At 72.6% G+C, this 26640-nt stretch carries 29 protein-coding genes and 1 tRNA gene; 12 read left to right on the top strand and 18 right to left on the bottom strand.

The window, feature by feature from the left end:
- The first annotated feature begins 182 nt into the window (after positions 1 to 182).
- Positions 183 to 965 (top strand): septal ring lytic transglycosylase RlpA family protein, encoded by a 783-nt coding sequence (locus tag ACNF49_RS17285; protein WP_482944322.1) that lies wholly within the window; start codon positions 183 to 185, stop codon positions 963 to 965.
- A 678-nt stretch (positions 966 to 1643) separates the two neighbouring features.
- Here the strand turns inward: ACNF49_RS17285 and ACNF49_RS17280 are convergent.
- Positions 1644 to 2240, bottom strand: coding sequence for a DUF1707 and DUF4870 domain-containing protein (locus ACNF49_RS17280; protein WP_357984882.1), 597 nt, complete (start codon positions 2238 to 2240; stop codon positions 1644 to 1646).
- 130 nt (positions 2241 to 2370) lie between these two features.
- Between ACNF49_RS17280 and ACNF49_RS17275 the strand changes: the two genes are divergently transcribed.
- The gene (locus ACNF49_RS17275; protein WP_352327808.1) at positions 2371 to 2715 is read left to right on the top strand and encodes a hypothetical protein; all 345 of its coding nucleotides are present in this window, start codon (positions 2371 to 2373) and stop codon (positions 2713 to 2715) included.
- A gap of 44 nt (positions 2716 to 2759) precedes the next feature.
- On the opposite strand, the gene ACNF49_RS17270 is transcribed toward ACNF49_RS17275, so the two are convergent.
- From ACNF49_RS17270 to ACNF49_RS17245, 6 genes are all read right to left on the bottom strand, one after another.
- A complete protein-coding gene (locus tag ACNF49_RS17270; RefSeq protein ID WP_482944321.1) occupies positions 2760 to 3863 on the bottom strand; it encodes a DUF4192 domain-containing protein in 1104 nt (367 codons plus the stop codon).
- Between the two features lie 215 nt (positions 3864 to 4078).
- Positions 4079 to 4843: an EI24 domain-containing protein gene (locus tag ACNF49_RS17265; RefSeq protein WP_482944320.1), complete on the bottom strand. Its 765-nt coding sequence runs from the start codon at positions 4841 to 4843 to the stop codon at positions 4079 to 4081.
- 10 nt (positions 4844 to 4853) lie between these two features.
- A complete protein-coding gene (locus ACNF49_RS17260) occupies positions 4854 to 5435 on the bottom strand; it encodes a Maf family protein (RefSeq protein WP_357984873.1) in 582 nt (193 codons plus the stop codon).
- Positions 5436 to 5463: 28 nt separating this feature from the next.
- Positions 5464 to 6054 (bottom strand): DUF937 domain-containing protein, encoded by a 591-nt coding sequence (locus tag ACNF49_RS17255; RefSeq protein WP_357984870.1) that lies wholly within the window; start codon positions 6052 to 6054, stop codon positions 5464 to 5466.
- 100 nt (positions 6055 to 6154) lie between these two features.
- The gene (gene ftsH / locus ACNF49_RS17250) at positions 6155 to 8074 is read right to left on the bottom strand and encodes an ATP-dependent zinc metalloprotease FtsH (RefSeq protein ID WP_357984867.1); all 1920 of its coding nucleotides are present in this window, start codon (positions 8072 to 8074) and stop codon (positions 6155 to 6157) included.
- Positions 8075 to 8111: 37 nt separating this feature from the next.
- The gene (locus tag ACNF49_RS17245; RefSeq protein ID WP_482944319.1) at positions 8112 to 8912 is read right to left on the bottom strand and encodes a hypothetical protein; all 801 of its coding nucleotides are present in this window, start codon (positions 8910 to 8912) and stop codon (positions 8112 to 8114) included.
- 170 nt (positions 8913 to 9082) lie between these two features.
- Between ACNF49_RS17245 and ACNF49_RS17240 the strand changes: the two genes are divergently transcribed.
- On the top strand, positions 9083 to 10048 hold the full coding sequence (locus tag ACNF49_RS17240; protein WP_482944318.1) for a DUF3616 domain-containing protein: 966 nt from the start codon (positions 9083 to 9085) through the stop codon (positions 10046 to 10048).
- Here the strand turns inward: ACNF49_RS17240 and ACNF49_RS17235 are convergent.
- Together ACNF49_RS17235 and ACNF49_RS17230 are read right to left on the bottom strand one after the other, a co-directional pair.
- A complete protein-coding gene (locus tag ACNF49_RS17235) occupies positions 10038 to 10703 on the bottom strand; it encodes a peptidyl-tRNA hydrolase (RefSeq protein ID WP_482944317.1) in 666 nt (221 codons plus the stop codon). The genes ACNF49_RS17240 and ACNF49_RS17235 overlap by 11 nt on opposite strands.
- Positions 10703 to 11971 carry an MFS transporter gene (locus tag ACNF49_RS17230; RefSeq protein WP_357984854.1) on the bottom strand — a complete coding sequence of 423 codons (1269 nt, stop codon included), beginning with the start codon at positions 11969 to 11971 and terminating at the stop codon, positions 10703 to 10705. The genes ACNF49_RS17235 and ACNF49_RS17230 overlap by 1 nt, the downstream gene beginning before the upstream one ends.
- Positions 11972 to 12042: 71 nt before the next feature.
- Between ACNF49_RS17230 and ACNF49_RS17225 the strand changes: the two genes are divergently transcribed.
- Positions 12043 to 12993, top strand: coding sequence for a GlxA family transcriptional regulator (locus ACNF49_RS17225; RefSeq protein WP_482944316.1), 951 nt, complete (start codon positions 12043 to 12045; stop codon positions 12991 to 12993).
- Between the two features lie 5 nt (positions 12994 to 12998).
- Here the strand turns inward: ACNF49_RS17225 and ACNF49_RS17220 are convergent, their stop codons facing one another.
- Entirely contained in the window at positions 12999 to 13763 is a 765-nt protein-coding gene (locus ACNF49_RS17220; RefSeq protein ID WP_352357888.1) for a class II aldolase/adducin family protein, read from the bottom strand.
- 38 nt (positions 13764 to 13801) lie between these two features.
- Positions 13802 to 14251, bottom strand: a complete 450-nt coding sequence (locus ACNF49_RS17215; RefSeq protein WP_482944315.1) for a hypothetical protein — start codon at positions 14249 to 14251, stop codon at positions 13802 to 13804.
- A 38-nt stretch (positions 14252 to 14289) separates the two neighbouring features.
- On the opposite strand from ACNF49_RS17215, the gene ACNF49_RS17210 reads away from it, so the two are divergent.
- Entirely contained in the window at positions 14290 to 14904 is a 615-nt protein-coding gene (locus ACNF49_RS17210; protein WP_482944314.1) for a TetR/AcrR family transcriptional regulator, read from the top strand.
- Here ACNF49_RS17210 and ACNF49_RS17205 read toward each other — a convergent pair.
- Both ACNF49_RS17205 and ACNF49_RS17200 read right to left on the bottom strand, forming a co-directional pair.
- The gene (locus ACNF49_RS17205; protein ID WP_482944313.1) at positions 14863 to 16344 is read right to left on the bottom strand and encodes an FAD-dependent monooxygenase; all 1482 of its coding nucleotides are present in this window, start codon (positions 16342 to 16344) and stop codon (positions 14863 to 14865) included. The two genes, ACNF49_RS17210 and ACNF49_RS17205, sit on opposite strands and share 42 nt — an antisense overlap.
- Complete coding sequence (locus ACNF49_RS17200; RefSeq protein ID WP_357984841.1) at positions 16341 to 16970, bottom strand: TetR/AcrR family transcriptional regulator; 630 nt, start codon at positions 16968 to 16970, stop codon at positions 16341 to 16343. Before ACNF49_RS17200 ends, ACNF49_RS17205 begins: the two co-directional genes overlap by 4 nt.
- Positions 16971 to 17068: 98 nt before the next feature.
- Between ACNF49_RS17200 and ACNF49_RS17195 the strand changes: the two genes are divergently transcribed.
- The 3 genes from ACNF49_RS17195 (at position 17069) to ACNF49_RS17185 (ending at position 19040) form a co-directional block, all read left to right on the top strand.
- A complete protein-coding gene (locus ACNF49_RS17195) occupies positions 17069 to 17644 on the top strand; it encodes a CGNR zinc finger domain-containing protein (protein ID WP_482944312.1) in 576 nt (191 codons plus the stop codon).
- 88 nt (positions 17645 to 17732) lie between these two features.
- The gene (locus tag ACNF49_RS17190; protein WP_482944311.1) at positions 17733 to 18176 is read left to right on the top strand and encodes a VOC family protein; all 444 of its coding nucleotides are present in this window, start codon (positions 17733 to 17735) and stop codon (positions 18174 to 18176) included.
- Positions 18177 to 19040 (top strand): pyridoxamine 5'-phosphate oxidase family protein, encoded by an 864-nt coding sequence (locus tag ACNF49_RS17185; protein WP_482944310.1) that lies wholly within the window; start codon positions 18177 to 18179, stop codon positions 19038 to 19040.
- 15 nt (positions 19041 to 19055) lie between these two features.
- On the opposite strand, the gene ACNF49_RS17180 is transcribed toward ACNF49_RS17185, so the two are convergent.
- Together ACNF49_RS17180 and ACNF49_RS17175 are read right to left on the bottom strand one after the other, a co-directional pair.
- Positions 19056 to 19463 carry a hemerythrin domain-containing protein gene (locus ACNF49_RS17180; RefSeq protein ID WP_357984829.1) on the bottom strand — a complete coding sequence of 136 codons (408 nt, stop codon included), beginning with the start codon at positions 19461 to 19463 and terminating at the stop codon, positions 19056 to 19058.
- Positions 19460 to 20791, bottom strand: a complete 1332-nt coding sequence (locus tag ACNF49_RS17175) for an MFS transporter (protein ID WP_482944309.1) — start codon at positions 20789 to 20791, stop codon at positions 19460 to 19462. Before ACNF49_RS17175 ends, ACNF49_RS17180 begins: the two co-directional genes overlap by 4 nt.
- A 22-nt stretch (positions 20792 to 20813) precedes the next feature.
- Here ACNF49_RS17175 and ACNF49_RS17170 point away from each other — a divergent pair, with 22 nt between their 5' ends.
- Positions 20814 to 21476: a TetR/AcrR family transcriptional regulator gene (locus tag ACNF49_RS17170; protein WP_482944308.1), complete on the top strand. Its 663-nt coding sequence runs from the start codon at positions 20814 to 20816 to the stop codon at positions 21474 to 21476.
- A gap of 1 nt (position 21477) precedes the next feature.
- Here the strand turns inward: ACNF49_RS17170 and ACNF49_RS17165 are convergent, their stop codons facing one another.
- Positions 21478 to 22425 (bottom strand): helix-turn-helix domain-containing protein, encoded by a 948-nt coding sequence (locus tag ACNF49_RS17165; RefSeq protein WP_482945537.1) that lies wholly within the window; start codon positions 22423 to 22425, stop codon positions 21478 to 21480.
- 160 nt (positions 22426 to 22585) lie between these two features.
- Here ACNF49_RS17165 and ACNF49_RS17160 point away from each other — a divergent pair, with 160 nt between their 5' ends.
- Complete coding sequence (locus ACNF49_RS17160) at positions 22586 to 23605, top strand: type III polyketide synthase (protein WP_482944307.1); 1020 nt, start codon at positions 22586 to 22588, stop codon at positions 23603 to 23605.
- 384 nt (positions 23606 to 23989) lie between these two features.
- The gene (locus tag ACNF49_RS17155) at positions 23990 to 25333 is read left to right on the top strand and encodes a vWA domain-containing protein (RefSeq protein ID WP_357984814.1); all 1344 of its coding nucleotides are present in this window, start codon (positions 23990 to 23992) and stop codon (positions 25331 to 25333) included.
- A gap of 16 nt (positions 25334 to 25349) precedes the next feature.
- Here the strand turns inward: ACNF49_RS17155 and ACNF49_RS17150 are convergent, their stop codons facing one another.
- Positions 25350 to 26015, bottom strand: coding sequence for a tRNA-dependent cyclodipeptide synthase (locus ACNF49_RS17150; RefSeq protein ID WP_357984811.1), 666 nt, complete (start codon positions 26013 to 26015; stop codon positions 25350 to 25352).
- Positions 26016 to 26109: 94 nt separating this feature from the next.
- Here ACNF49_RS17150 and ACNF49_RS17145 point away from each other — a divergent pair.
- Positions 26110 to 26182: transfer RNA gene (locus ACNF49_RS17145), tRNA-Ala, on the top strand.
- Positions 26183 to 26211: 29 nt separating this feature from the next.
- Here the strand turns inward: ACNF49_RS17145 and ACNF49_RS17140 are convergent.
- Positions 26212 to 26616, bottom strand: a complete 405-nt coding sequence (locus ACNF49_RS17140; protein ID WP_482944306.1) for a DUF3224 domain-containing protein — start codon at positions 26614 to 26616, stop codon at positions 26212 to 26214.
- Positions 26617 to 26640: the final 24 nt, after the last annotated feature.

The raw sequence follows: 26640 nt of genomic DNA, 5'->3' as shown, positions 1-26640 counted from the left end.
CCTTAAGTGAGATATGTCACTGTATGTCGCATTAAGTTGTCTTTACCTGCTGTTTGTCGCATATGTTCATCCTCGCCCGCCGGATCCCCCTCCCTTGCGGGCGGACAGGCCGTCACACGCCTCTCACCCCCCTTGACCTGGCCTTTCCCTTTCCTGTCCCCTAGCTAGGACCGTGGTTTACCTTGGGCCAGCACTCCCACAAATCGTCCCCCAACGACCGCAAGCTCTCACCGGGCAAGCGCCGCTGGACCGCCATCGCCGCTGGGGCCGCCGTAGTGGCCGCCGCATCGACCACCGCCTGGGCCGCCGTCGGCAACGACGCTCCCAGCACCACCGCCGCCAAGGACGCCGCCACGGCGACCACGTCCACCGGCACCCCCAACCCGCCGGTCGCGGCCAACGTCTCCCAGGCCAGGACCACCACCCCGGCTCCCACGGCTTCGAGCCCCAGCGCCTCGACCTCCACCGCTTCGGGGCCGAGCGCGAAGGGCGTCCCGAACTCCCCGCACGGCGCCACCCCCGCGCCGAAGGCCCCCGCCGCCGCCCGGCCCGACGCCACCGAAACGTCGGCCTCCGACACAGCCGCGTCCGACGCGACAGCGTCCGACACGGCGAAGAAGACGGCCAAGACCGTCAAACCGGTCAAGCTCCGGGCCACGAAGCCGAAGGTCCGCGTCCTGTCCTCAGGGACGTGTGGCGCCTCGTACTACGGCGAGCCCCAGATGACGGCCAGTGGCGAACGCTTCAACCCCTCCGCCATGACCGCCGCCCACAAGACCCTCCCGCTGGGCAGCCGCGTCCGCGTCACCAACCCGCGTAACGGCTCGTCGGTCACCGTACGCATCAACGACCGCGGCCCGTACGTTGGCGGTCGGTGCCTCGACCTCTCCACGGCCGCGTTCGACGCGATCGGCAGCCTGGGCGCGGGCGTGATGACCGTCCGCTACGAAGTCCTGGCCCGCTGACCGACTCCGGTCTCTCCTCGGCCCCGCCCCCGCTCGTTCGTCACCCGGGGGCGGGCCGGACCCTCCTCAGCACCGCCCCCACGAACCCCCACAAATGCCCCGCCCCTGACCCCCGACAGCCCGAAGACGTCCCCCGATATCCCCGGACGTCCCCCGGCGGCCCTTGAGCCGTTCCTCGGCTGTCTCGTAAATCGCGGTCCCGATACCGCGGTTCCGATGTCTCGGGCCCCCGACCCGAATCCCCCGGCCCCTGATATCCCGGGGGCGCCCCCAAGCCCCCGAAGGTCCCCCGACTGCCCCGGACGTCCCCCAACGTCTCTCGGGCCCGATATCGCGGCGCCTGCCCCGGATCCCCCGGACGTCCCCCGACATCCCTCGGGCCCGATATCGCCGGGCCTGCCCCAGATCCCTCGGTCTCGCCCATTCCCGGACGTCCCCCGACGTCCTTCGGGCCCAATCGGCGTTTCCGGCCCCAACGTCTCTTGGTCCTGATCCAGATCCTCGGACGTCCCGATCCAGCCTCCCGGATATCCCCCGACATCCGCTATCCGCGAGGCACCCCGCATCTGCAGTCCGTGCGTCCGTTCGGTGGCTCCAGCCGGGCGTCGCACTTACCCAGCCCGTGCGCACGCCGCAGTTGCGCCGAGAGCTTGCTCCCCCGCGTGCTGCCGGGAGGCGTTACTTGACCAGCCGGACCGTCAGCGGGTAGCGGAAGCTGCTCTCCGCCAGCGCCGAGATGCCACCGACGATGCCCAGGACGACGGCGCCGACCCAGATCACCGGCAGCAGCACGATGCCGATGACGGTGAGCGGCAGGATGCAGGTGGCCCCCACCACGGTGAGCTGGAAGTTCAGGGCCTCCAGCGCCTGCCGCCGCAGGTACGGAGAGGTCTTGGCCGCCGTGAGCAGCAGGATCAGCGGGCCCACCACCGGGATCCCGATGGCCATCAGCAGGTGGCCGAAGGCGGCCTGGACGCGTTCGTTGCTCTCCGAAGCCCGTTCCGGACGGACCGGCCGAGGCATTGGCGGCGCGAATCTGGGCACCGCCATCGCCCCGTACAGCTCGTTCATGATGGGCAACAGGTCGCCGTGGGTACGCGCGGTCATCGCACGTTCCAGCCGGTCGTCGAACTCCAGCTTGTCGAACCGGCCCTCCGCGTAGGCGGCCTTGACGTGCTCGACGACGTGCTCTCGGTCCTGGTGGGTGACGCGCAGATGAGCTGGCGGCACCTGTCCCGGCCCGGGGGTCTTGGGTACCCCAGCCATGATGGTCATGCCTCTCCTTGGAATCGGCAGTCAACTTTCATACTGCGTCCTCGGAGCCGGACGTGCCATCGGGAGAAACCCCGAGCTGTCCCCGAGATCATCCCCGACACCGGCGCTCCGGACGGTATAAAAAGGATCCATGAGATGGCGAGACCGCTACGGTATCCGTCGGCTGCGCGGGCAGAAGATCGCGCGGTTCGACCGCGAGGCGACCGATGCCGACATCGAAGCGCTCATCGCCTTCGCACGTTCGCGGCGTGGCGTCGAGTTCTACGTCGAGCCTGAGACCTTTGCCACCGACACGACCGCTGTGGCGGTGGCCGACGACGGCGAGTGGACCAGGCGCAGGGTCGGGTCGCCCGCGGTGATCCACAAGGTGGCCCGAGATCTGGCGTTACCGGTGTACGACGTGCAGCTGACGGGCTATCCCCCTCGGATGCGGGCGTACAACGAGCGCCGGCGCCGCGAAGAAGGCAGCCTGTAGTTCTGGCGGGAAGGGTGCTGGTGGAGGCCACCGGCACCCTTTCTTCATGCGCTCCCACCCGCCTTCGGGTGCCGGTCGGGCCCCGGCGGCGACGGGGCGTCGTCGAGCAGGCCGAGCATGGGGATCAGCCAGCCGCCGTTGGCCGGGCCCATGGCGGTGTCGAGCTCGGCGGGGGTGGGCAGGCGGTCTCGGACGACGGCGGGTGAGAGCATGCTCTGCAGGGCGTGCATCAGGAGATTGGCCATCGAGTAGTGGGGGTCGGTGGTGAGGGCGCGTTCGAGGGCGATGGTGGCCAGGATGTTGTCGCCCGCGCGCCAGGCCGCCATGGCCAGCAGGGAAGCGGCCGGCGGGACGAAGCGGGGCTCCAGGCGGCGGGTGAGGTCTTTCCACAGGGGCAGGTGGGCCTCGCGCATCATGGTCCAGGCTTCGTCGCGGACTCTGATCACGGTCAGGGCCAGGCCCAGCCGGGCGGCTGCGATGTCGTCGAGGCGGACGCCGCCGGCGTGGGCGGTCAGCGTCGCGCGGACTTCGGCGAGCGCCTCGGCGACGTAGCCGCGGGCGAAGGTGTCCAGGTCGGGGGCGGCCGTCAGGCGGGCTCGCACCTCGGCTACGGCGGTGGCGGTGGCCTGGCGCATGGCCAGGCGGACCGGGCCGGTGGCGGGGGCGATCGTGCGTTCGAGACTGCGGCGGTCGGGGAGGGCGACCAGGCCCCGCACCGTGGCCTCGGCGGCGATCTGGCTGGTGGTCGGGTCGTACGGGGTGCCTTCGGGCGGGCAGCAGCGGGGCAGGTCGCAGACGTAGGACCAGTAGCGGCCTTCGTGGGCGCGGAGCGCCTCGCCCACGCGGATCTCCGACGCGGCGGCCAGCAGCCTGGCCTCGTCGACGGCGGGCGTGACCGTGTCGCCGCTGCCGTAGCCGACGATGACCAGCTCGGTGACGCCTTCACGGGAGAGGAGGCCGGTGAGGGGGTCGAGGGTGCCCCGGGGGAACGGGAGGTCCCACCTCGCGGCCACCTTGGCCTGGCCGCGGTGGAGGCCGATCACGACCAGGCTGTCGTGGGGGTGGAAGCCGACCAGGTAGGGGACGGCGGCCAGGATGTCGGCCGGGCTGGTCAGGGTGAGGCAGGGGGCCGGGGCGTTGGTCGTCATGAGCGTCAAGGGTGCCGGGTAGGCACGTCCCGAAAACGCCCGAGCGCGGTTCTGTGGACAACGAGCGCCCCGACGCCCACCCCTGTGGACGACCGCGGGGGTGAAACAGACCGGCAGGTCAGGGGCGGGGCCGCGGGTGGAGGTCAGGCGGGCGGGACCACGCGGGTGGGGATCAGGCCGGTCGGATCACACGGGTGGGGATCAGGCTGGTGGGGTCAGGTGGGTGGGGCTGGAGGTGGGGTCCAGCGGTGGGGTGGGGGCGATGCGGGCGCGTACGAGGAGGGCGGCGCCGGCCACCGCGGCCGGCATGGCCACCACCGCCACGAACGGCACCAGGAACAGCAGGAACCCCACCACCCCGAACCCCAGCGTGGTCGCCATGTTCCGGCGCAGCAGCGCGAAGCGTTCCTTCCTGGCCACCCCCGGCGTTCGAGGGCCAGCGTGGTCAGCTCGACCGTCAGGAAGAACCCCGAGATGAAGGCCCCGACCACGGGCACCACCGTCTGGCCGATCACCGGCACGAACCCCAGGAAGAACAGCGGCACGGTGAACAGCAGCACGTAGAACAGGGTGACCAGGCTGTCCCTGATCGAGCGGGGGAGCGTACGCCACCACGGCTGCTCCACCGCGCCGGGCAGCGGGTCGGCCTCGGCCGAGAGGCGTTCGTAGAACGGCTCGCCGATCGCCAGCGTCAGCGCCGCGAACGTCAGCACCGCCAGCGCCAGCCCGCCGAGGAACAGCGCGATGCCCACCAGCGTGCGGAACAGGTCGGCCCAGCTCCACGAGTCGGCGAACGGGGTGAAGAACTCGGCCAGGTCGCGCGCGTGGGTGCCGAGCAGGATCAGCGCCGCCACGTAGACGGCGAACGCGATCACCGCCGGGATCAGCCCGAACAGCCACCACCGGCCGTGCCGCGACACCCAGCCGAGACCCTGGAAGAAGAAGCCGACGCCGGCGGCGAAGTCGCGCAGAGATCGCATGCCCGGCAGGCTAGCGCCAGAACGACGTGATCGCGTAACCCAGTTCGTCGAACAGCTCGCGCAGCAGCGGCAGGGACACCCCGAGCACGTTGCCGTGGTCGCCCTCGATGCCCTCGACGAACCAGCCGCCGCGCCCCTCGATGCTGAACCCGCCGGCCAGGCCGAGCGGCTCGCCGGTGGCGACGTAGGCGGCGATCTCCTCCTCCGACGGCTGGCCGAAGCGCACCACGGTGGAGGCCACCTGCGCCGCCTGCCGGCCCGCCGGCACGTCGATCACGCAGTGGCCGGTCACCAGACGGCCGGTGCGGCCGCGCATGATCCGCCAACGCTCGACGGCCTCCTCGGGCGTGCCGGGCTTGCCGTAGGGGCGCCCGTCGAGCTCGAGGATCGAGTCGCAGCCGATGACCAGGCCCTCCTCCAGCCCGCTCGCGACCGCCTCCGCCTTGGCCCTGGCCAGGACGAGGCTGAGCGCCGCCGGCGAGTGCGCGGAGAAGGCGTCCTCGTCGACCCCGGAGACGATGACCTTGGGGTCGAGGCCGGCGTTGCGCAGCACGGTGAGGCGGGTGGGCGAGGCAGAGGCCAGAACGATCACCGTCCCAGCTTACCGAAGGCCCGCGCGGTCACCAGTCGTGGTTGGGGGTGCCCCTCGCGGGCTGCCGGTCGGCCGGGTCGTACGGGCCGCTCTGGGCCGGGACGGTGCCGCCGAAGATGCCGCTCAGCAGGCCGTCGAGCAGGTGGCCGAGGCCGCCGGGCAGCGAGGCGTGCTCCTCGCGCAGGTCGGCGGCCAGGGCGGAGGCGTCCATGTTGGCCTTCGCGGCGCGGCCGGCCAGGAGGGACATGACCATGGGGGCGACGAGCGGGAGCAGCCTCATGATGGTGCCGGAGCTGACGCCGGCCAGTTGGGAGAGCCCGGCCGCGGCCCGTTCGGTGCCCTGGCCGCCGAGGACGTGGCCGAGGATGCTGTGGCCGTCGCGGGTCAGCGAGGCCACGTCGCCGTTGAAGGGGTCGGCGTCGACGTGGTCGTCGAGGGCGCCGCGCAGGGCCTCGGCGCCGTCGGGGTGCTCGGCGTTGCGGGCCATGCCGCCGATCACGGTGCCGGACACGGCCTCGACGACCTTGCGCGCCGTGGCCGTGTCGGTGCCGAGCATGCCGGCGATCTGGTCTACGCCTGAGTCGCCGAGCTGGGCGAGGAGCTCGTCATTCAGTGTCAAGGCAGTCCCCCGATCCGAGTCGCGGGAGACGTTCCCCGGCCGTGATCGAGGCAAGGCCGGGGTTCCCCTAAGTCTCGGAAAAAGGCGGGTCTGTCGGGGCTCAGTCGAGGGCGGGCTGCTTGCTGCCGCTGGCCAGGCCGGCGGCGGCGTACGCGCTCGCCTCGTCGAGCGTCTCGTGTTCGAGCAGGGCCGCCACGATGCCGTCGAGCCGTTCGCGGTTCTCGGTGAGCACCTGGACGGCGCGCTCGTAGCACTCGTCCACGATGCGCCGCGCCTCCTCGTCGACGGTGGCCAGCGTGGCCGGCGACGCCTGCGGCGAGGAGCCGTCGTTGGGCAGGATGGTCAGCGGGCCGATCTTCTCCGACATGCCCCAGCGGCCCACCATGCCGCGCGCGATCATGGTGACCTGTTCGAGGTCGTTCTCGGCGCCGGTGGTGATGATGCCGTAGACGACCTGCTCGGCCGCCATGCCGCCGAGCGCGCCGGTGATGCGCCCGCGCAGGTACGGCTCGTCGTAGGCGTAGCGGTCGGTGTCGGGGGTGGACAGCGTGACGCCGAGCGCCCGGCCGCGGGGGATGATCGAGATCTTCCTGACCGGGTCGGCGCCGGGCTGGAGCATGCCGAGCAGGGCGTGCCCGGCCTCGTGGAAGGCGGTGCGGGTGCGCTCCTCCTCCGGCATCACGATGCTGCGGGCCGCGCCGAGCTGGAGCTTCTCCAGCGCGTCCGCGAAGTCGGACATGTCGACCTTCTCCTTGCCGCGCTTGGCGGCGAGGAGTGCGGCCTCGTTGACCAGGTTGGCCAGGTCGGCGCCGGTCATGCCGGGGGTGGTCTTGGCGATGCGGTCGAGGCTGACCCCGCCGTCGAGCGGCACGCCGCGCGAGTGGACCTCCAGGATGGCCGTGCGTCCGGCCGCGTCGGGCAGGCCCACCTGCACCGTACGGTCGAAGCGCCCGGGACGCAGCAGCGCCGGGTCGAGGATCTCAGGCCGGTTGGTGGCCCCGATGACGATCACGCCCTCGGCGCCGGAGAAGCCGTCCATCTCGGTGAGGATCTGGTTCAGCGTCTGCTCGCGCTCGTCGTGGCCGCCGATGCCGCCCGCGCCGCCGCGGGCCCGTCCGATGGCGTCGATCTCGTCGATGAACACGATCGAGGGCGCGACCTTGCGGGCCTCCTCGAACAGGTCGCGGACGCGCGAGGCGCCCACGCCGACGATCATCTCGATGAACTCGGAGGCGCTGGCCGAGAAGTACGGCACCTTGGCCTCGCCCGCCACGGCCCTGGCCAGCAGCGTCTTGCCGGTGCCGGGAGGGCCGGCGAGCAGCACGCCCTTGGGCAGCTTGGCGCCCAGCCTGCGGTACTTGCCGGGGTCCTTCAGGTAGTCGACGACCTCGACGAGCTCGTTCTCCACCTCGTCGATGCCGGCGACGTCGTCGAACGTGACGCGCACCTTGCCGGCCTCGACCGGCTTGGCGGCCTTGGACTTGCCGAGCCCGCTCAGGCCGCCGCCCATCATGCTGGCGCCGCGGCGCATGATCCAGATCCACAGGCCGGCCAGCAGCAGCACGGGCAGCAGCGACAGCAGCAGGTTGGAGAAGAAGCCGCGGGTCAGCGGCTTGGACGTGGTCTCCACCTGGGCCGACTTGAGCTGCTGGTCGAGCTGGTCGGTGTTGGCGAAGGCGGGGATCTCGGTCTGGAACTTGGTGTAGGACTCGTTGCTCTCGGGGTTCTTGGCCGCGCTCCTCAGGTCGCCCTCGACCGACAGCCCCTGGGCGTAGATGTCCTTGACGTTCTTCGCATCGACCTGCTTGGTGAACTCGGTGTAGGAGATCGTCTCGACCGAGTTGTTGTCGACCAGCGAGGAGACGACGAAGAAGCCCGCGTACACCACGAGCAGGGTGACGACGAAGCGCCACCAGTTGATCTTCGGCCGCCCGCCTGGCGAACCGGGCAGGCCTTCCGAGCGCCAGGGCGGCTTGACCTTGCCCTTGTTCGGTGCCTGCGGCGGTCCAGAGCGTTCCACGGCGTCACTCCCCCACATCGCCGCATACATGATCTTTCTAGCCTAGAACACGCACTCCTGAGACCACGCGGCCAATATCACGCCAACGCTTTCTCTGCGAGTCAGGCACTGTGACGAACGCAAGTCCCGGCTTGCTCATTCCCCCGTCCATCACCACGACGGCCGCTCGGGAGGAATGTTTGCCGTATTTGACGCGGTATACGAGCATCCATCCGGTTTTGACACGTTGTGAGGCGAGCCAACTGATCTTGGAGCCCTTGGGGTGGTGGTTGAGCGTCCAGCGGGCGGCCAGCAGCGCCGTGTCGCGCGGCGACCGCTGCTCCATGATCGGCAGCGGGCAGGTCACGAGCATGCCGCGCAGCTTGCCGCCGCGCACCGCCGGCAGCACCTGCTTGCTGGTGAACGGCGCCGCGCCGTGCGCCTTCCACGGCTTGCCCAGCCGGGGCACGGCCAGGCCGGTGCGCCTGTCCTTCACCAGGCGCCTGGCCGGCCGGGGCAGGGCCATCCGCTTGACCCGGCCGGTCAGGCGGGGCACCCGCGGGTCGGCGTACAGGGCCTGCATGGCGGTGTAGCCGGGCGCGAGCGAGGCGCCCGGCGACGGGGCCGGGGTCGCCGTGAGGGCGGACGTCGGCGTGAGGGGCGACGTCGGCGTGAGGGTGGGCGACGGCGTGGGGGCCGGAGCGGATGAGGCGGGTGCGGACGAGGCGGGTGCGGCCGGCGGCGCGGTTACCGGCCCCGCCACGACCTCGTCCGGCCCGGAGGGGAGCGCCAGGACGATCACCGTGGCGGCGACCGCCACGGCCGCCACGACGGCGAGCCCCCGATATATCGACCGCATCCGGACATCGCCGATGCGGGAGCGCCTGGGCGGTGAAACAGGGTTCGCAGGGCGGTCTGTGGTTCTCACTCGTGAACCCTCGGTCTCATCTTCCCCATGGAGCACGACGGGAGCGTACGACATATCCCGCCATTGCGTGTGTGAAGCGACCGAAGTGCAATCATGGCGAGGTGGAACAGGTGGAACTGCGGTTCGGCGAGGACTCCCGGTTCGCCCAGACGCACACGAATCTCTCGGCGGTCAGGTGGGAGCCGTCGGGCCTGTGGGTGGCCGGCGACGAGACCGCCACCGTCGAGCGGCTCACCTGGACCGGCGACCACTTCGGCGACGAGCGCTCCTTCTACCTGGCCGACTACGTGGACCTGCCCGCCGGACGCTTCGACGAGGCCGACATCGAGGGCCTGGCCAGGGCCGACGGCCATCTGTGGGCGGTCGGCTCGCACAGCCTCAAGCGCCGCAAGGCCAAGCCGGGCTCGCCGGAGAAGTCGATCAGGAGGCTGGGCACGGTCCTCCGCGAGGAGAACCGGTTCATCCTGGTCCGGCTGCCGCTGGACGGGACCGGGGAGCGTCCGCTGCCGGGCGCGATCCTGTCCGGCGAGCGCAACGTCGCCGCCATGCTGGCCGGCGACCGCCATCTGGCGCCGTTCCTGGCGCTGCCGGGCAAGGACAACGGGCTCGACATCGAGGGCATCGCGGTCGTGGGGGAGCGGGTCTACCTGGGGCTGCGCGGGCCGGTGCTGCGCGGCTGGGCGGTGGTGCTGGAGATCCGTCCGGTCGACGACGGCGGCGGCCGGTTACGGCTCGACGGGCCGTACCGCAAGCACTTCCTGGACCTCGGCGGGCTGGGCGTGCGGGACATGTGCCCGCACGGCGGCGACCTGCTGCTGCTCACCGGCCCCACGATGAGCCTGGACGGCCCGGTGCGGGTCGTGCGCTGGCGGGAGCGGCAGGGCGGCGGGCTCGTGCCCGCGCACGACCTTGAGACGGTCCTGGAGCTGCCCTACGGCGTCGGCGACGACCATCCGGAGGGGCTGGCCGTGCTGCCCGACGGCCGGCTCATGGTCGTCTACGACAGCCCGTCGCCCGCCCGGATCACCCCGGCGGGCGGCGTGCTGGCCGACGTCTTCACGATCTAGCGACCCGCCCGAGAAGCCAGGGCGCCTCGGCGACGAACGTGCACGAGCCCGGCTCGATCTCGGTGAATCCGGCGTCGCGCACCACGGGCAGCCCGGCGGCCACCTTGGCGTCGAAGTCGTCCCTGTCGGGCGCGGCGCGCACGGAGACCGCCAGGCCGTCCGCCCGCCAGGCGGCCCGCTCGGCCTCGTCGCTGGCCCACCAGGCGAGCTGCGCGGCGTGCCCGGCCTGGGCCATGGCCTTGCCCGCCGACATGGTCAGCCTCGGGTTCTCCCACAGGACCGGCGGGCCAGGCGGATCGCCGGGCTCGGCGGTGTCGCTCAGCTCGGTGCCGCCCACCTGGAGCCGGGCCAGGTCCTTGGGCCAGGCGTCGAGCGGGACGGGCGGGTGCACCCGCACCTCCGCCGTGCGGTGCTCGACCGTGCGGCCGGGGAGCGCGGCGGCCCTGCGCCACTCGGCGCCCCTGGCGCGGCGCACCACCTTGCGGATCTTGCCGGTGGACTGCCAGGCGTGCAGCTCGGCGGCCCACTCCCCCGGGTCGTCCAAGAGGCTCAGCACGGCCATGGCGGCGGCCTCCAGCGCGTCGGTGCGCTCGGGGGGAGCGGCCCTCTCGATCCTGACCACGAGGGGGAGGACCATCAGTTCGGTCTCGTTCATCACCGTCTAGCATGCCGGATGGCCAGGGACATTCCCGCGGCCAGCAGGCAGAGGGCGCCGGCGGCGTACCAGGCCAGGTCGTAGGCGCCGAGATGGTCGCGGGTCAGGCCGGCGCCCACGGCGGCGACTGCGGCGCCCACCTGGTGCGAGGCGAACACCCAGCCGAACACGACCGCGCCGTCCTGGCCGTAGATCTGGCGGCACAGGGCGACGGTCGGGGGCACGGTGGCCACCCAGTCCAGGCCGTAGAACACGATGAAGATCAGCATGCTGGGCTCGGTGGTGGCCGCGAACAGGCCGGGCAGCAACATCAGCGACAGGCCGCGCAGGCCGTAGTACACGCCGAGCAGCAGCTTGGGGTTGACCTTGTCGCTGAGCCAGCCGGAGGCGACCGTCCCGGCGATGTCGAAGATCCCGATGATCGCGAGCAGGCCGGCGGCGACCGGCTCGGCCATGCCGTGGTCGTGCGCGGCGGGGATGAAGTGCGTGCCGACCAGGCCGTTCGTGCTCATGCCGCAGATCGCGAAGCCGCCGGCGAGGAACCAGAAGGGCCGCGTGCGCGCGGCCGAGCGCAGCACCGTCAGCGCCCGCGCCGCCGCGTTCCCGCCGGCCGGCCCGGTCCGTACGGCGCCCGCCTCGGCGCCGAGCGCCGTCGTGCCCACCTCCTCGGGGTGGTCGCGCAGCAACCACCAGACGAACGGCACCACCGCGAGCGCGGCGCCCGCCACCGTCAGGGAGGCCACCCGCCAGCCCGGCCCCTCGGCGAGCCAGGCCAGCACGGGCAGGAAGATGAGCTGCCCCGTCGCGCCCGCCGCGGTCAGGATGCCGGTGACCAGCCCCCGGTGCCGGACGAACCAGCGGTCGGTCACCGTGGCGGCGAACACCAGCGCCATCGACCCGGTGCCGAGCCCGATGAACACGCCCCAGAACAGCAGCAGGTGCCAGCTCGCCGTCATGATCACGGTGAGCCCGCTGCCCACCGCGACCAGCAGCAGGGCCAGCGACACCACGCGGCGCATGCCGAAGCGGTCCATCAGCGCGGCGGCGAAGGGCGCGGTCAGCCCGTAGAGCACCAGGTTGATCGACACGGCCAGCGAGATCGTGCCCGTGCTCCAGCCGAACTCGTCGTGCAGCGGGGTGATCAGCACGCCGGGGGTGGCGCGGAAGCCCGCCGCGCCGAGGATGGCCACGAAGGCCACGGCCGCGACCCACCACGCTCGGTGGATCCTGCGGGTCCGCGTGGGGGCGGGGGTGGTGCTCAACGTCATGCGCCAATCCTGATTCATGGCCTTTTGACGGCGTGAGTGGCCCGAAAGCCAATATGTGCAAGAATCGGGCCATGGCCCATCGTGTCGCGGTCGTCGTGCTGAACCACTTCGCCCCGCTCGACCTCGGCGTGCCCGGCCAGGTCTTCGAGTCGGCCGAGACGCCGGACGGCGAGAAGCTCTACGAGGTCGTGACCTGCTCCCCCGACCGCGAGCCGGTCCGCTGCACGGCCGGCTACACCGTGCTGCCCGACCACGACCTCGACGTGCTCGACACGGCCGACACGGTGCTGGTGCCCGGCATCCACGCGGGCCGGGCGATGAAGGACGGCACGATCACCGCCGGCCTGCGGGCGGCCCTGCAGGACCGGCCGCGGGTCATGTCGATCTGCACGGGCGCGTTCGTGCTGGCCGCGGCGGGCCTGCTGGACGGCCGTCCGGCCACCACGCACTGGCGCGAGGCGGGCCGGTTCGCCGCGCTGTTCCCGCAGGTCAAGCTGGACCCCGACGTGCTCTTCGTGGACGACGGCGACGTGCTGACCTCGGCCGGGGTGGCGGCGGGCCTCGACCTGTGCCTGTACGTGATCAAGCGCGACCACGGCACCGAGGTGGCCAACCGGACCGCCCGCCGCTGCGTGATGCCGCCCTGGCGGGACGGCGGCCAGGCGCAGTACATCGAGCGCCCCCTGCCGCACGACGGCGCCGGCGGCACCGCCGCGACCCGCGACTGGATGCTGGCCCACCTCGACGCCCCGCTCGACCTCGCCGTGCTGGCCGCCCACGCCAGGATGAGCGTGCGCACCTTCACCAGGCGCTTTCGCGAGGAGACCGGGATGAGCCCGGCCAAGTGGCTGTCCGGCCACCGCGTCCGCCATGCCAGGCGCCTGCTGGAGACCACCGACCTCGGCGTGGAGGAGGTGGCCAGGCGCTCCGGCTTCGGCACGGCGGTCTCGCTCCGGCAGCACCTGCACGCGGCCGTCGGCGTCGCGCCGCTGACCTACCGGCACACCTTCCGCAGCTCCTGAGAGCCCTACTCGAACAGGTCGGGCTGCTCGCGCACGATCTGGTCGTGCAGCGGCTGGTAGTTGATCCAGCCGACCAGGTCGTTGCCGATCTGCTGGTGGGTGAGCGCGGCGTTGTCGGGCTCGATGGGAACGACCTGCCCGGCGGCCTTGGCCAGGAGCTGCACCTGCGCCGAGCGTTCCATGGTGATGAACCACCAGGCGGCCGCGTCGACCGTGTCGCCGACGGTCAGCAGGCCGTGGTTGCGCAGCACGAGGGCCTTGTTGCCACCCAGGGTCGCGGCGATGCGCTTGCCCTCCTCCAGGTCGGTCACGACGCCCGTGTAGTCGTCGAACAGCGCGTTGTCCTGGTAGAAGGCGCAGGCGTCCTGGGTGATGGGCTCGATGGTCTGGCCGAGCGCCGACAGGGCGCGGCCGTGGATCGAGTGGCTGTGGGCGGCCGCGACGACGTCGGGACGGGCCTGGTGGACCTGGGAGTGGATGGCGAAGGCGGCCTCGTTGACGTGGTAGCGGCCCTCGACGACCTGGCCCTCGTGGTTGACCAGGATGAGGTCGCTGACCCTGACGTGCTTGAACGACATGCCGAACGGATTGACCCAGAAGTGGTCGCTCAGCTCGGGGTCGCGGGCGGTGATGTGCCCGGCCACGCCCTCCTCGAAGCCGAACCTGCCGAAGATGCGCAGCGCCGCCGCGAGCCGTTCCTTGCGGTGCCGGCGCTCCTCCTCGATCGTCTCGAACGTCGGCGGCAGGCGGAAGATGAGGTTGTCCGGCATGGCTCTCCTCGTGCACAGAATGTTGTTCTGACCGCAGACTAACGCTTGAACGGCGCGCCCGCCGTCCGCGACCTGGCCAGGATCACCAGGGCCTCGCCGAGCAGGCCGACGCCGATCGACAGCGGGATCGAGCGCACCTCCTCGTGCATGCCGGTGGCCAGCGCCAGCGCGCCCACGCCGAAGCTGATCGCGAACGTCACGGCCCACACGACCAGCGTCCGCCAGGTGTAGCGCTGCCAGAGCACGCCGTCCTTGGGAAAGACCTGCGTGGTGGCGGCACGCAGGGCACCGAAGGCGACGCCGATCAGGGCGGTGACCGCCAGCCACGTGATGTCGAGCGCGGTGGGGCGCAGGTCGAGCAGGCCGTGGAGGCCGATGCCGATGAGGATGACCGGCGGCGCGTACACGTCCTTGGCGACGAGCGGCTGGCCGATCATGCGCCGGACTACGGCGTAGACGACGAGCGCGGCGATTAGTAGCACGTCCATGCTAAATAAATTAGCAGGGCCGTGCTATAAAGGACAACATGCCGAAAGTCGTGGATCCCGAGGCCCGCCGCGACGAGGTGGCCGACGCCGTGTTCCGGGTCGTGCGCCGCGCCGGGTTCGAGCAGGCGTCGCTGCGGAACGTGGCGGAGGAGGCCGGGCTCGCCATCGGCTCGGTCCGCCATTACTTCGCCGGGCACACCGAGTTGATGACCTTCGCGATGCGCGCCTCGATCGAGCGGGTCGGCGCCCGCCTGGAGGAACGCGTCGGCCCGCTGCTCGCCGCACAGAACGGCGCGGAGCGGACCGAGCTGGTGGAGCAGATGTTGTCGGAGCTGCTGCCCCTGGACGAGCCGCGGCTGGAGGAGGCGGCGGTCTGGCTGGCCTTCACGACGGCCGCGCGCACCCGGCCGGAGCTGCGGCCGCTGGCCCGCGAGGCCTACGACGGCATGCGCCGCCTGGTCGGCCGGATCATCGAGGGCATCGCCGCGCACGGCCGCCCGGGCGCCGACGTCGAGGTGGAGACCGAACGGCTGTGCGCGCTGATCGACGGGCTCACGGTCGAGGGCGTGCTGCACCCCGAGCGGATGACGCCCGGCCTGATGCGCCGCTGTCTACGCCGCCACCTCGACACCCTTGCCGAACCAGGTCTCTAGCGCCTGCGTCAGCGTCTCGTCCGGCGTGCCCGCCCAGGCCACGTAGCCGTCGGGGCGTACCAGCACGGCCTCGGCCGGGCACGACGGCACGGTGACCGTCTCGACCCGCTCGTGGCGCACGCGCAGCTCGCCGGTGCGGTCGAGCAGCAGCGGCCGGGCCCGCAAGGCGGGCTCCGCGGGCAGGTCGGCCAGGAACCGGCCGGCGAGGGGATGCCCGCCGCCGGGCGTCGGGTAGGGCAGGTCGGAGCCCGCCATGAGCGCCGCGACGCGCCGCCGGTTGGCGTCGTCGCCCAGCAGCTCGGCGAACAGCGTGCGCAGGGCGGTCACGTCGGGGCCGGGCGCGGCCAGGGCGAGCTGGGCGCTGGAGTGCACGGCCACCCGCTCGGCGGCGGGCCTGCGCTCGGCGTCGTAGGTGTCCAGCAGCCCCTCGGGCGCCCAGCCCTGGAGCTCGGCGGCCAGCTTCCAGGCCAGGTTGGCGGCGTCCTGGAGGCCGAGGTTGAGCCCGGGGGCGCCCATGGCCGAGTGCACGTGGGCGGCGTCGCCGGCCACGAAGACACGGCCGGCCCGGTAGCGGTCGGCCACCCGGGTCTCGCGGCCGTTCAGACGCCGCAGCAGGTGGGGGCCCTCGCCGGTGGGCGGGGCGAGCGGCAGGTCGGCCCCGAGCACGCGGGCCAGGCTCGCGCGCAGCTCGCCGATCGTCATCGGCACGTCGTCGCCAGGGGTCTCGCCGCCCCACTCCATCGCGGTGACCGAGAGCTCGCCCGGCCCGGTGGGGAGCATCGCGTACGCGCCGCGCTCGGTCCGGTGCCAGGTGTAGAGCACGAACGTGCCGTGGCCGGGCACCTCCATCTCGGCCGTGCCGGGCCGCACGTCCGCCCCCGGCACGGTGACGTGGGCCGTGCGGCTGACCACGTCGGGCGCGCTCACCCCCGGGAAGCCGATGCCGGCCCGCTTCCTGACCAGGCTGTGGGCCCCGTCGCAGCCCACCAGATAGCGCGTACGCAGCTCGCCGGGGCCTTCGGGGCCCGTCACCGCGAGCGTGACGCCCCCGGCGTCCTGCGCGAAACCGGTCAGCTCGTGGCCGCGCCGGATATCCACGCCCAGCTCGGCGGCCCGCCGCTCGAACAGCTCCTCCAGCTCCGGCTGCCGGACGGGGAGCGCGCGCAGCGGGTTGCCGTCGAGCCCGGCCAGGTCGAGCGGCATGGCGCCGAAGACGAACGCGGGCACGGGCACGGGCGCCGCGGCGAGCCCGCGCTGGTGCAGCAGGCCGACGACCTGGCCGATGATGCCGTTGGCCTTGGGCCGGCCGCTGCGGGCGGGCAGGCGTTCGAGCACGACGGACCGGATCCCGGCCAGGCCGAGCTCGCAGGCCAGCATCAGGCCGTTGGGACCGGCGCCGGCGATGACGACGTCCGCGATCGTGGAGTCCGCCGAGGTCACGAGGTCTCTCCTTCGGTTCGGGGGTGGGGGGACGGCAGTCCCGCGGCCAGGCGGTGCAGCGCCTCGCGCAGCACCGGCACCAGCGGGACGGGCGGGTCGGAGCGCAGCCAGTGGCCCACGGCCACCTGCACGGCGGCGCTCACGGTGGCCGCCACCAGGTGCGGGTAGAGGTCTTCGTCCGGATCGGTGCCCGTGCGCTCGGCCACGGCCGCGGCCAGCTCGCCGTCGGCCGCGAACTGGGCCTTCAGCGCCTCGGCGCGCAGCGCGGGCTCCTCGGCCAGCAGCCTGGTGAGGGCCAGCCGGTCGGCGTCGGGCGGCCCCGGGCTGGTCATGGCCTGTTCCCAGGGCTCGGCGACGGCCGCGATCAGCGCCTCCCACAGCGGCTCGGCCGCCGGGCGGGCGCGCAGCACGGCCACCGTCCGCCGGACGCGGTCGGTGTGGCGGGCGGCCAGGGCCTCGTACTTGCTGGAGAAGTAGTTGTTGAACGTGCGTGGCGACACGCCGACCCGCTCGGCGACGTCCTCCACCCGGACGTTCTCCAGCCCGCGCTCCAGGGCGAGCCCGAGCGCCGCGTCCATCAGCGCCTCGCGGGTCGCCTGCTTCTTCCGTTCCCTCAATCCGGTCACCCTTTCAGATTACGCACTTTTGCTGATCGCGCAATCTTTCTGAATAAGCAATTTTTTACCTAACGGGAGCGCCGTGGAGCAGGCGTTAGATTGGAGCCATGTCCACCACGCTGACCATGGAGTTCGCCGGCACGGTCAGGGCCGACCGCCACGGGCCCGTCGACCGGCTCGGCGACGCCGCCGCGATGACCGGATGGCTCCGCGAGCACGCGGCCGACCTGGGCCTGCCGCCCGACTTCAGCGCCACGGAGGAGCTGCGCGAGCAGACCGTACGCCTGCGCCAGGCCGTCAGGGCGCTGCTGGCCAGGGCGATCGCGCCGGAGCCGCCGAGCGTCGCGGACGCGGCCACGCTGCCCGGTTTCGCCGAGTCGCTGGCCCTCGTCAACGCGACCGCCCTGGCCGCCCCCACGGCCCCGCACCTGTCGTGGACCGGCGAGCCGGCGCTGACCATGGTCCCCGCGGTCAAGGCGAACCCGTCCACGCGCCTGCGGGGGCGGCTCGCCGTCGCGGCCATGGAGTTCCTGGCCGGCCCCGAGCACGTCCTGCTCCGCACCTGCGGGGCGCCGCGCTGCGTGCTCTATTTCGTCAAGGAGCACCCGCGCCAGGAATGGTGCTCGCCGGCGTGCGGCAACCGCGCACGGGCGGCGCGACACTACCGGGAGCACAAGAAATAGCCCCCTCTAACGCCAACGAACGACTTTTGCCGTTATATTGATTTCTAACGGCCACTCGGTCGCGCAACCGTTAGAAGGGGAGAGTCGTATGTCGTTCCGGACCGGGCACGTCGGGCTCAATGTCACCGACCTCGACAGGTCGAAGGAGTTCTACGGCCGCGTCTTCGGCTTCACCGTCGCCAGCGAGTCCGCCGAGGACGGCCGCCGCTACGCCCTCCTCGCCCAGGACGGCAAGCTCGTGGTCACGCTCTGGCAGCAGAGCGACGGCCGCTTCCCCACCGCCCTTCCCGGCCTGCACCACCTGTCCTTCCAGGTCGAGGACCTCGACGCGGTGCGCAGGGCCGAGCAGGTCATCAGGGAGATCGGCGCGAAGCTGCACCACGACGGCGTGGTCCCCCACGGCGAGGGCACCTCCTCCGGCGGCGTGTTCTTCGAGGACCCCGACGGCATCCGGCTGGAGATCTCCGCCCCCGGCGCCGCCGGCGACCGTCCCGCTCCCACCGCCGGCGCTCCCACCTGCGGATTCTTCTAAATGAGACACCCAGGGGAGATCGCCGTCCAGGCCCGCGCCGGGGTGCGGACGCCGGGCGCGTTCGGCAGCTCGCGCACCCGTCCCGAGATCCCCGAGGTGGCCGCCGCGTTCCTGGGTGCGCAGCACCTGCTGGTCGCGGGCGCGGCCGACGACCTCGGGCAGGTGTGGGCCGACGTGCTGACCGGGCCGCCGGGGTTCGCCGACGCCGACGACGACCGCACGATCACCGTCCGCGCCCTGCCCGCGGCGCCGCTGCGGGGCCTGTTCACGGCGGAACGCGACATCGGGCTGCTGGCCATCGAGCCGCACACCCGGCGCCGGATGCGCGTGAACGGCACCGCCGTGCAGGCCGGCGGCGGCCTGGTGATCTGGACGGAGCAGGTGTACTCCAACTGCCCCAAGTACATCCAGGCCCGCGAGCCCACCGCCGCGCCCGGCGTCCCGGAGGTCGTCGGCGGCGGGACGCGGCTCGCGCCGGGCCACGTCGAGTGGATCGAGCGGGCCGACACGTTCTTCATCGCCACCCGCGCCGCGGGCCTGGGGGCCGACGTCTCCCATCGCGGCGGCAACCCGGGGTTCGTCCGGGTGACCGGGCCCGGGTTGCTGGAGTTCCCGGACTACGTCGGCAACTCGATGTACATGACGCTCGGCAACCTGGAGCTCGACCCGGCCGCCGGGCTGCTGTTCGTCGACTGGGACAGTGGCCGGACCCTCCACCTGACCGGGCGGGCGGAGGTGGACTGGGCCGCGGAGCAACGGTCGGTGCGGTTCGGGCTGACCGCGTACACGGAGGTGGCCGGCACGGTCGGGGCGGGCTGGACGCCGCCGGAACACCACCGCTTCAACCCGCCCGTCACCCGCTGACGACGGGCGGCGGGCTCACAGGTTCTCGGGCATCGAGGTCATGCCGTTCAGCAGCGGGACGAGCTGTTCCTCCTCGTAGTCCAGGTGGGCCTCCAGCTCGGCGGCCAGCCGGTCGAGCTCGTCGCCCGCGTCCGTGCCGGCCAGGTCGCGGACGCGGGCGACCAGCCGGGCCACCACGCGGTGCTCGGCGCCCAGCCGGGCCAGGACGCCGGCCAGCTCGGGACGCTCGGCGGCCAGGTGCGGGAACAGGACCGCGTCCTCGCCCTCGTGGTGGGCGTGCAGGGCGTCGCAGAAGGCCAGGCAGTGCGTACGCAGGTCGAACCCCTCGCCACCGGCCCGCAGGCGTGCCAGCTCCCGCCGGAAGCCGTCGTGCAGCTTCACCAGCTCGTCGCCCCACGCGATCAGGCGCTGTTCCGCGCTCATGCCCCCACCACCGCCCTCGCCCGGTGGACGGCCGCGAACACGGCGGCCAGCAGGGCGGCCCCGGCGGCGACGCCGAAGCTCCAGCCGGCTCCCCCGGCGGCCGACACGGCCGCGCCGACGGCTCCGGCCAGGCTGCTGCCCACGACTCTGACCAGCGCGTTCACGCCGCCGGCCGCCGCGGTCTTGGCCGGTTCGACGTGCTCGACGGCCATCGTGCCGAGCGCCGCGTAGACCAGGCCCACGCCGAGGCCGAGGACGGCGGCGGCCCCGTACAGGTCGGCGGCGGTGTCGCGGAAGAGCACCAGCCACACCGCGGCGGCGGTGACCAGCGCGGAGCCGCCGGAGACCAGCGCCGCGGCCGGGAAGCGCCGCATCAGGGGCCCGGCCAGCATCGAGACGGCGAGCATCAGCACCGTGGTGGGCAGCAGGTACAGCCCCACCTGCAGCACCGAGGCCCCGAGGGCGCCCTGGGCGACCGCCGACAGCGTGGTGATCGCCCCGAACAGCGCGAACCCGATGAGGAACGAGGCCACCGTGGCCCCGACCGTGCCCCGGTGCAGCAGCATGGGGATCTCGATCAGCGGCGCGGCGGTGCGCCGGGCCGTGGCCACCCACGCCACCGCGAGCACCACCGCCCCCGCGAGCAGCCCCCACGTCGGCGGCGACGTCCAGCCCCAGGCGCCGCCCTTGCTGATCGCGAGCAGCAGGCAGACCAGCCAGCCGGCGACCAGCACGGCCCCCACCAGGTCGGGACGCCCCGCGGGCCCGGCCGGCACGGCCTCCCGCACCAGGGCCGCCACCAGGACGAAGCTCAGCGCGCCCAGCGCCGCCAGGATCCAGAACATGGCCCGGTGGTCGCCGCCGACCAGCCCGGCCAGGATCATGCCGCCGCCGCTGCCCACGCCGATGGTGGCGCTCAGCACGCCGATCGCCGTGGCCAGCCGGTGGGCGGGGACCGCCTGCCTGGCCAGCCCCATGGCCAGCGGGAGCAGCGCGGCGGACACGCCCTGGAGCACCCGTCCCGCGATCACCGCGCCGAGCGTGCCGGACAGGGCGGCGACCGCCGCACCGGCCACGAGCAGGGCGAGCGCGGACAGGGCGACGGCGCGGCGGCCGTACATGTCGCCGAGCCGGGACAGCAGCGGGATCGCGACCGCGCCGGACAGCAGGCCGGCGGTGAGCGTCCAGGAGACGGAGGTGGGTGACGCGCCGAGCTGCCTCTGGAGCAGCGGGAGCATCGGCACGACGACGGTCATCTGGAGTGACCCGACGGCGACGGCGAACGCCAGGACCACCACCGCCGTCCAGGAAGATGTCTTTTTATACATGTATAGAAAGTAACATGACGGCATGCCCGCACGCACTGGAAGGCCGCCCCGGATCTCGCGGGCGGACATCGTGGCAGCGGCGCACCGGGTCATCGAGGCCGACGGAGTCGGCGGGCTGACCATGCGCAGGCTGGCCAAGGAGGTCGGCAGCACGCCGATGGCGCTCTACCACCACGTCCGCGACAAGGAGGAGCTCCTGCTGCTCCTGCTCGACGAGTACGCGGCCGGGCTGCCGCGCCCCGACCTGCCCGCCGACCCGCGCGAACGCGTGGTCGTCGTGGCCCTGGCCATGCGCGACGGGGTGGCCGGCTGCCCGTGGGCGGTGGACGTGCTGCGCGCCGACGACCTGCTCGCGGTCGGCGCGCTGTGGTACCCGGAGAAGATCATCGACGCGGCCCTCGACGCGGGCCTGACGGCCGAGCGCGCCGTGCACCTCTACCGGATCATCTGGCACTACACGGCGGGCGAGATCGCCGTCCGCGCGGCTGCCGGGCGCAGGCGCGAGGAGGGCGGGCCGACCTACCGCGACCAGGTCTTCGCCGGTCTCGACCCGGCCGCCCTGCCCCGCCTGGCCGAACTGGGCGGCCGCTGGGCCGAGCTCACCGCCGAGGACACCTACGAGCTGGGGCTGCGCACCCTGGTGGACGGCCTGCTCCCCCGCCCCGGCCACCCGGCAACGGGTTGAGTCAGGCGCCGAAGGTGCGGCGGTAGGCGGAGGGCGAGGTGCGCATGGCGCGCGTGAAGTGGTGCCGGAACGTCGCCGGGCTCTCGAACCCGACCGCCGCCCCGATCTCCTCCACCGGCACCGCCGTCGACTCCAGCATCGGCAGGCTCGCCGCCACCCGCTGCGAGATGACCCACCGCAGCGGGCTGGTGCCCGTCTGCCGTTTGAAGTGCCTGATGAACGAGCGTTGCGACATGTGCGCCACCGCGGCCAGGTCGGCCACGCCGATCGGCTCGGCCAGGTGCTCGAGCACCCACCCCATGGCCCTGGCCACGCCGCCGTCGTCGGCCACGGGTGTGACGGCGGCCTCGATGAACTGGGCCTGGCCGCCCTCCCGGTGCGGCGGGACGACCAGGCGGCGGGCGACGGCGTTGGCCACGTTCGGCCCGTGGTCGGTGCGTACCAGGTGGACGAGCAGGTCGAGGCCGGCGGCGCTGCCCGCGCTGGTCAGCACGTCGCCGCCGTCCACGTACAGGACCGAGGGGTTGACGCGGACGGCGGGGAAGCGTCGCTGGAGCAGGTCGGCGTACCTCCAGTGGGTGGTGGCCTCGCGGCCGTCCAGGAGACCGGCGGCGGCCAGCGCGAACGCGCCGGAGCAGATCGACACCATCCGGGCGCCCCGGCCGTGGGCCAGGCGCAGCGCCTCGACCAGCTCGCCCGAGACCTCGCCCCGGACGTCGGCCACGCCGGGCACGATGACCGTCCCGGCCCCGGCCAGGACGTCGAGCCCGTGCGCGGCCTGCATGGTGAACCCGCCGACCACGCGCAGCGGCTCGGCGGTCTCCGCGCACACCTTGAGGTCGTACCAGGGCACGTCCAGCTCGGGCCGGGGCAGCCCGAAGAACTCCACCACGCACCCCAGCTCGAACGGCGCCATCCCGTCGAAGGCCAGCACGGCGACCGTGGGCAGCCGGACGGGAACCGGAAGCGGCAGCCGGACGGGGGCCGGAAGCGGGGCGGCGTGGGTGGAGGGCGGTCGGCCGGAGGTCGGAAGCGGCACATCCGCATATTAACCGCCCATATCCGGCGCGAGCAGGTTAGCGCTCCGCTCCCTGCGGCAGGAGTGATATATGCATATTTCGGGGGTAGAGACCGTTTTCCCCGATCACCGCTACGAGCAGGCGGAGATCACCGAAGCGTTCTCCCGTCTGACGGACTGCGACGAGGAGTTGCTGCGGCACTTCCACGCGGCCACCGGCGTCGTGGGCCGCAACCTCGCACTCCCGCTGGACGGCTACACCAAGCTCGACTCCTTCGCCCGCGCCAACGCCATGTACGTCGAGGTCGCCCTCGACCTGGGCGAACAGGCCGTCAGAGGCGCCCTCGAAAAGGCCGACGTGCCGCCGGAGAAGATCGACCACCTGCTGTTCTGCTCGACCACGGGCCTGGCCACGCCCTCGCTGGACGCCAAACTCGCCCAGCGCCTCGGGCTGCGCGGCGACGTCAAGCGGGTGCCGGTGTTCGGCCTGGGCTGCGCGGCCGGGGCCTCGGGCCTGTCGCGCCTGCACGACTACTTGCGCGGCTGGCCCGACCACGCCGCCGTGCTGGTCTGCGTGGAGCTGTGCTCGCTGACCATCCAGCGCGACGACTCCTCGATCGCCAACATGATCGCCAGCGGCCTGTTCGGGGACGGCGCGGCGGCCGTCGTGGCCACCGGGCGCGGCCGGGGCCCCGAGGTCGTCGCCACCCGCAGCAGGCTCTACCCCGACACCGAGCACCTGATGGGATGGGAGGTGGGCGACCACGGCTTCCACATCGTGCTCGACGCCGATCTCACCCACTTCGTGGACCAGGTGCTGGCCGACGACATCAGGGTCTTCCTGGCCGACTACGGCCTGACCCCCGACCAGGTGCCGACGTGGATCTGCCACCCCGGCGGCCCCAAGGTCATCGACAAGATCGTGCAGAGCCTCGACCTCGACCCCAGGGCCCTGGACGTGACATGGCGGTCGCTGCGGACGTACGGGAACCTGTCGTCGGTCTCGGTGCTCCACGTGCTCCAGGAGACCCGCGGGCACCCCGGGCTGCCCGCCGTGCTGATGGCGCTGGGCCCCGGCTTCTCCGCCGAACTGCTCCTGCTGCACTGGTGACGGCGACCGGGCCGCGGCCGGACGAGGTCGATAACGACCGGACGACGGCCGGTAACGACGGGGCGACGGCGGCCTCCTCCGGGCCCGCGCGACCGTCCGCGCCGCTCATCCCCGCCCAGCTCATTTATCCGTATTTGTCACAACTGATCACGTGACGATCGCGGTTTGTGCTCGCTTGCGTCTCCGGCCCGGCCGCTCCGGCGCCGATCTCCGTCATAGGACGCGGAGGTGGTTGCGATGAGATGTCGCCCCTTAGCCATTCGTCCCCTGGCCATCAGCCTCGGGCTCGCCGCGCTTCTCGGACTCGCCGCGTGCGGCGGCTCCGGCGGATCGTCGAGCGGCAGCGCCGCGCGGGCCCCCCTGTCCGACACGCAGCGTCAGCCCGTGCCGAGCGCGTCCCCGGCCGGCACCCAGGAAACCGAGCAGGACACGACCACGGCGCAGATCTCCACCTTCGCCCTGGACGTGGACACCGCCTCGTACGGCTACGCCCGCCGTACGCTCCAGGAAGGGCGCTGGCCCGCGCCCGCCGAGATCCGCCCCGAGGAGTGGGTCAACGCCTTCGGGCAGGACTACGCGCAGCCCGCCGACGACGGCTTCGCCGTGCACGTGGACGGCGCGCGGCTGCCCGGCCGCGACGAGGCCGTGCTCCGCGTGGGCCTGCAGACCCGGGCCTCCGACTCGGCCGCGCGCCGCCCGGCCAACCTCACGTTCGTGGTCGACGTCTCCGGCTCGATGGCCGAGACCGGCCGCCTCGACCTGGTCAAGTCGGCCCTGCACAAGCTGCTCGACCAGCTCGCGCCCGGCGACCAGGTGTCGCTCGTGGCGTTCAGCGACGAGGCGGAGGTGCTGGCCTCCATGACGCCGCTCACCGCCCGGAGCCAGCTCCACGCCGCGGTGGACGAGCTGGCCACCGAGGGCGGCACGAACCTGCAGAGCGGCGTCCTGGCCGGGTACCGGGAGGCGTCCCAGGCGTTCCGGGCCGCCGCCACGAACCGGGTCGTCCTGCTCTCCGACGGCCTGGCCAACCAGGGCGAGACCGAGTGGCGGACCATCGTGGAGCAGGTCAAGGAGTACGCGGGCAAGCAGGTCACGCTGCTCACCGTCGGCGTCGGCCGCGACTACGGCGACGAGCTGATGGAGCAGCTCGCCGACAACGGCGACGGCATGGCCGTCTACGTGGACTCCGAGCAGGAGGCCGAGAAGGTCTTCACCACCCGGCTCCCGGCCAACATCGAGGTACGGGCCCGCGACGCCAAGGCGCAGGTCGTCTTCAACCCCTCGGTCGTGGAGAGCTACCAGCTCATCGGCTACGAGAACCGCGCGATGTCGGCCGAGGAGTTCCGTGACGACAGCCGCGACGGCGGCGAGATCGGCCCCGGCCACTCGGTCACGGCCCTGTACGCCCTCCACCTCAAGCCGGGCGCGCGGGGCCAGCTCGCCCAGGCGACCGTGCGCTGGCAGGACCCCGACACCCGGGCGGCCTCCGAGGCCGGCAAGTCGCTGCGGGCCGACGAGCTGAACCCCTCGATCTGGACCGGTACGCCGGTCCGGCTGCAGGTGGACGTGGTGGTCGCGGCCTTCGCGGTCTACCTGCGCGACAGGAAGGCGTTCGGCCTGGACCTGCCGGCGCTGCGCGAGCACGCCGAGCGCCTGTCGCGGACCTCGGAGGACCCGATGGTCGCCGAGCTGGTCACCCTGATCGACAAGGCCCGCTCGGTCGGCTGACCGGAGCCGGGCCGGCTCAGGCGGGGTCGGGGGCCGGCCGGGAGGCGACGAAGCCCTGGTGGGGCGAGCGCGAGACGGGCAGTGTGCCCGCGTAGAGCTCCCCCACCAGCGGCATGGGCTCGGGATGGCAGAACACCGACGAGCCCGTGCGCAGGATCGCCGGGCTGTTCAGCACCAGCGGCAGCCCGGCCAGCAGGAAGGGCAGCGCGTTCGCGGCCTGCTCGGGGGTGAGCTCCTGCCCGCCGACGCTCGGCAGCACCGCCGCCACGCACCGCGCGCGGAACGCGACGTCTTTCGCGGCCAGCCGCTCCAGCTCCCGCCGGGAGCGCCGGTAGGCGCGGTTGCCGGCCAGCTCGTTCCAGTCGAAGACGGTGGCGTTGGCCGCGCCCATGCCTTCGAGCACCCGGATCACCCGGTTGCGCGTGTTGTTGGCCGCCGACCGCGCCTTGATCAGCGCCGCCCCGGACGGGAGCCCGCGCGCCACCAGCGTGCCGGCCAGCTCGACGCCCGGCACGAGCACGTGCACGCCGGTGAACGTGCGGGTCGCCCACTCCAGCAGGCTGCGGATGGCCCGCAGGGTGAAGAACCCGTTGAACGCGCTGACCTCGACGACGGCATGCTCACGAGCGGCGAGGATCTTCGCGCACCGCGGGGTCAACGGGACGGCCTGCACGCTGGACATGGCACGGAGAGTAGCAAGGTTTGACCGAGCGTATGCCTGGTACGCGCATGTGTGTCGCGGGCCCCGAAGCCCTGTACACTTGTGACCGCAGCAAGGGGCTATGGCGCAGTTGGTAGCGCGCCTCCATGGCATGGAGGAGGTCTGGGGTTCGAATCCCCATAGCTCCACCCCTCATCCACCCGGGCGTTCGCCCGGGTCAGTTCTCCGCCCGCAGCTCGTAGTCCAGGGTGTAGGAGTGCGAGCCGTCCGGGGCGATGGTGATGTTCATCCGTCCCGTGATGCCGGTCAGCTCGCCGACGCCCGAGTCGGGCACGATCATGATGGTCAGCGACTGCCCTCCGCGGTCGCTCGTCGCGTGGTGCGCCACGACGAAGCCGCCCTTCCGGCCCTCCAGGGTGCCCTCGATGCGTTCCAGCGCCACGTACACACGCGAGTCCTCGACCGGGGTCGAGGCCACCATCAGATGGACGACGCTCGTCCCGGTCAGGTCGCCGTGGAAGGTCTTGGTCATGCTGACGAGGCCGAGCGCGACGCCGTCGCGGTCGTCGAAGGGCGGCTTGGCGTCCCAGCCGGCGGTGTCGAAGGTTCCCTTTGCGGTCATGGGAGGCATCCTGCCGGTCTTACC

The organism is Actinomadura sp. ATCC 39365 (genome assembly GCF_054392275.1).
Note: the sequence above shows the minus strand (reverse complement) of the source record. Positions and strands in the feature narration are given on the sequence as shown.

Excerpts from the sequence above, each read along its gene's own strand:
- ACNF49_RS17230 (WP_357984854.1), bottom strand. The coding sequence starts at position 11,971 with ATGACGTTGAGCACCACCCCCGCCCCCACGCGGACCCGCAGGATCCAC.
- ACNF49_RS17150 (WP_357984811.1), bottom strand. The coding sequence starts at position 26,015 with ATGTCCAGCGTGCAGGCCGTCCCGTTGACCCCGCGGTGCGCGAAGATC.
- ACNF49_RS17220 (WP_352357888.1), bottom strand. The coding sequence starts at position 13,763 with ATGCCGGACAACCTCATCTTCCGCCTGCCGCCGACGTTCGAGACGATC.
- ACNF49_RS17225 (WP_482944316.1), top strand. The coding sequence starts at position 12,043 with ATGGCCCATCGTGTCGCGGTCGTCGTGCTGAACCACTTCGCCCCGCTC.
- ACNF49_RS17175 (WP_482944309.1), bottom strand. The coding sequence starts at position 20,791 with ATGTATAAAAAGACATCTTCCTGGACGGCGGTGGTGGTCCTGGCGTTC.
- ACNF49_RS17275 (WP_352327808.1), top strand. The coding sequence starts at position 2,371 with ATGAGATGGCGAGACCGCTACGGTATCCGTCGGCTGCGCGGGCAGAAG.
- ACNF49_RS17280 (WP_357984882.1), bottom strand. The coding sequence starts at position 2,240 with ATGACCATCATGGCTGGGGTACCCAAGACCCCCGGGCCGGGACAGGTG.
- ACNF49_RS17160 (WP_482944307.1), top strand. The coding sequence starts at position 22,586 with ATGCATATTTCGGGGGTAGAGACCGTTTTCCCCGATCACCGCTACGAG.
- ACNF49_RS17180 (WP_357984829.1), bottom strand. The coding sequence starts at position 19,463 with ATGAGCGCGGAACAGCGCCTGATCGCGTGGGGCGACGAGCTGGTGAAG.
- ACNF49_RS17185 (WP_482944310.1), top strand. The coding sequence starts at position 18,177 with ATGAGACACCCAGGGGAGATCGCCGTCCAGGCCCGCGCCGGGGTGCGG.
- ACNF49_RS17270 (WP_482944321.1), bottom strand. The coding sequence starts at position 3,863 with ATGACGACCAACGCCCCGGCCCCCTGCCTCACCCTGACCAGCCCGGCC.
- ACNF49_RS17210 (WP_482944314.1), top strand. The coding sequence starts at position 14,290 with ATGCCGAAAGTCGTGGATCCCGAGGCCCGCCGCGACGAGGTGGCCGAC.
- ACNF49_RS17235 (WP_482944317.1), bottom strand. The coding sequence starts at position 10,703 with ATGAACGAGACCGAACTGATGGTCCTCCCCCTCGTGGTCAGGATCGAG.
- ACNF49_RS17195 (WP_482944312.1), top strand. The coding sequence starts at position 17,069 with ATGTCCACCACGCTGACCATGGAGTTCGCCGGCACGGTCAGGGCCGAC.
- ACNF49_RS17140 (WP_482944306.1), bottom strand. The coding sequence starts at position 26,616 with ATGACCGCAAAGGGAACCTTCGACACCGCCGGCTGGGACGCCAAGCCG.
- ACNF49_RS17215 (WP_482944315.1), bottom strand. The coding sequence starts at position 14,251 with ATGGACGTGCTACTAATCGCCGCGCTCGTCGTCTACGCCGTAGTCCGG.
- ACNF49_RS17170 (WP_482944308.1), top strand. The coding sequence starts at position 20,814 with ATGCCCGCACGCACTGGAAGGCCGCCCCGGATCTCGCGGGCGGACATC.
- ACNF49_RS17265 (WP_482944320.1), bottom strand. The coding sequence starts at position 4,843 with ATGCGATCTCTGCGCGACTTCGCCGCCGGCGTCGGCTTCTTCTTCCAG.
- ACNF49_RS17190 (WP_482944311.1), top strand. The coding sequence starts at position 17,733 with ATGTCGTTCCGGACCGGGCACGTCGGGCTCAATGTCACCGACCTCGAC.
- ACNF49_RS17245 (WP_482944319.1), bottom strand. The coding sequence starts at position 8,912 with ATGCGGTCGATATATCGGGGGCTCGCCGTCGTGGCGGCCGTGGCGGTC.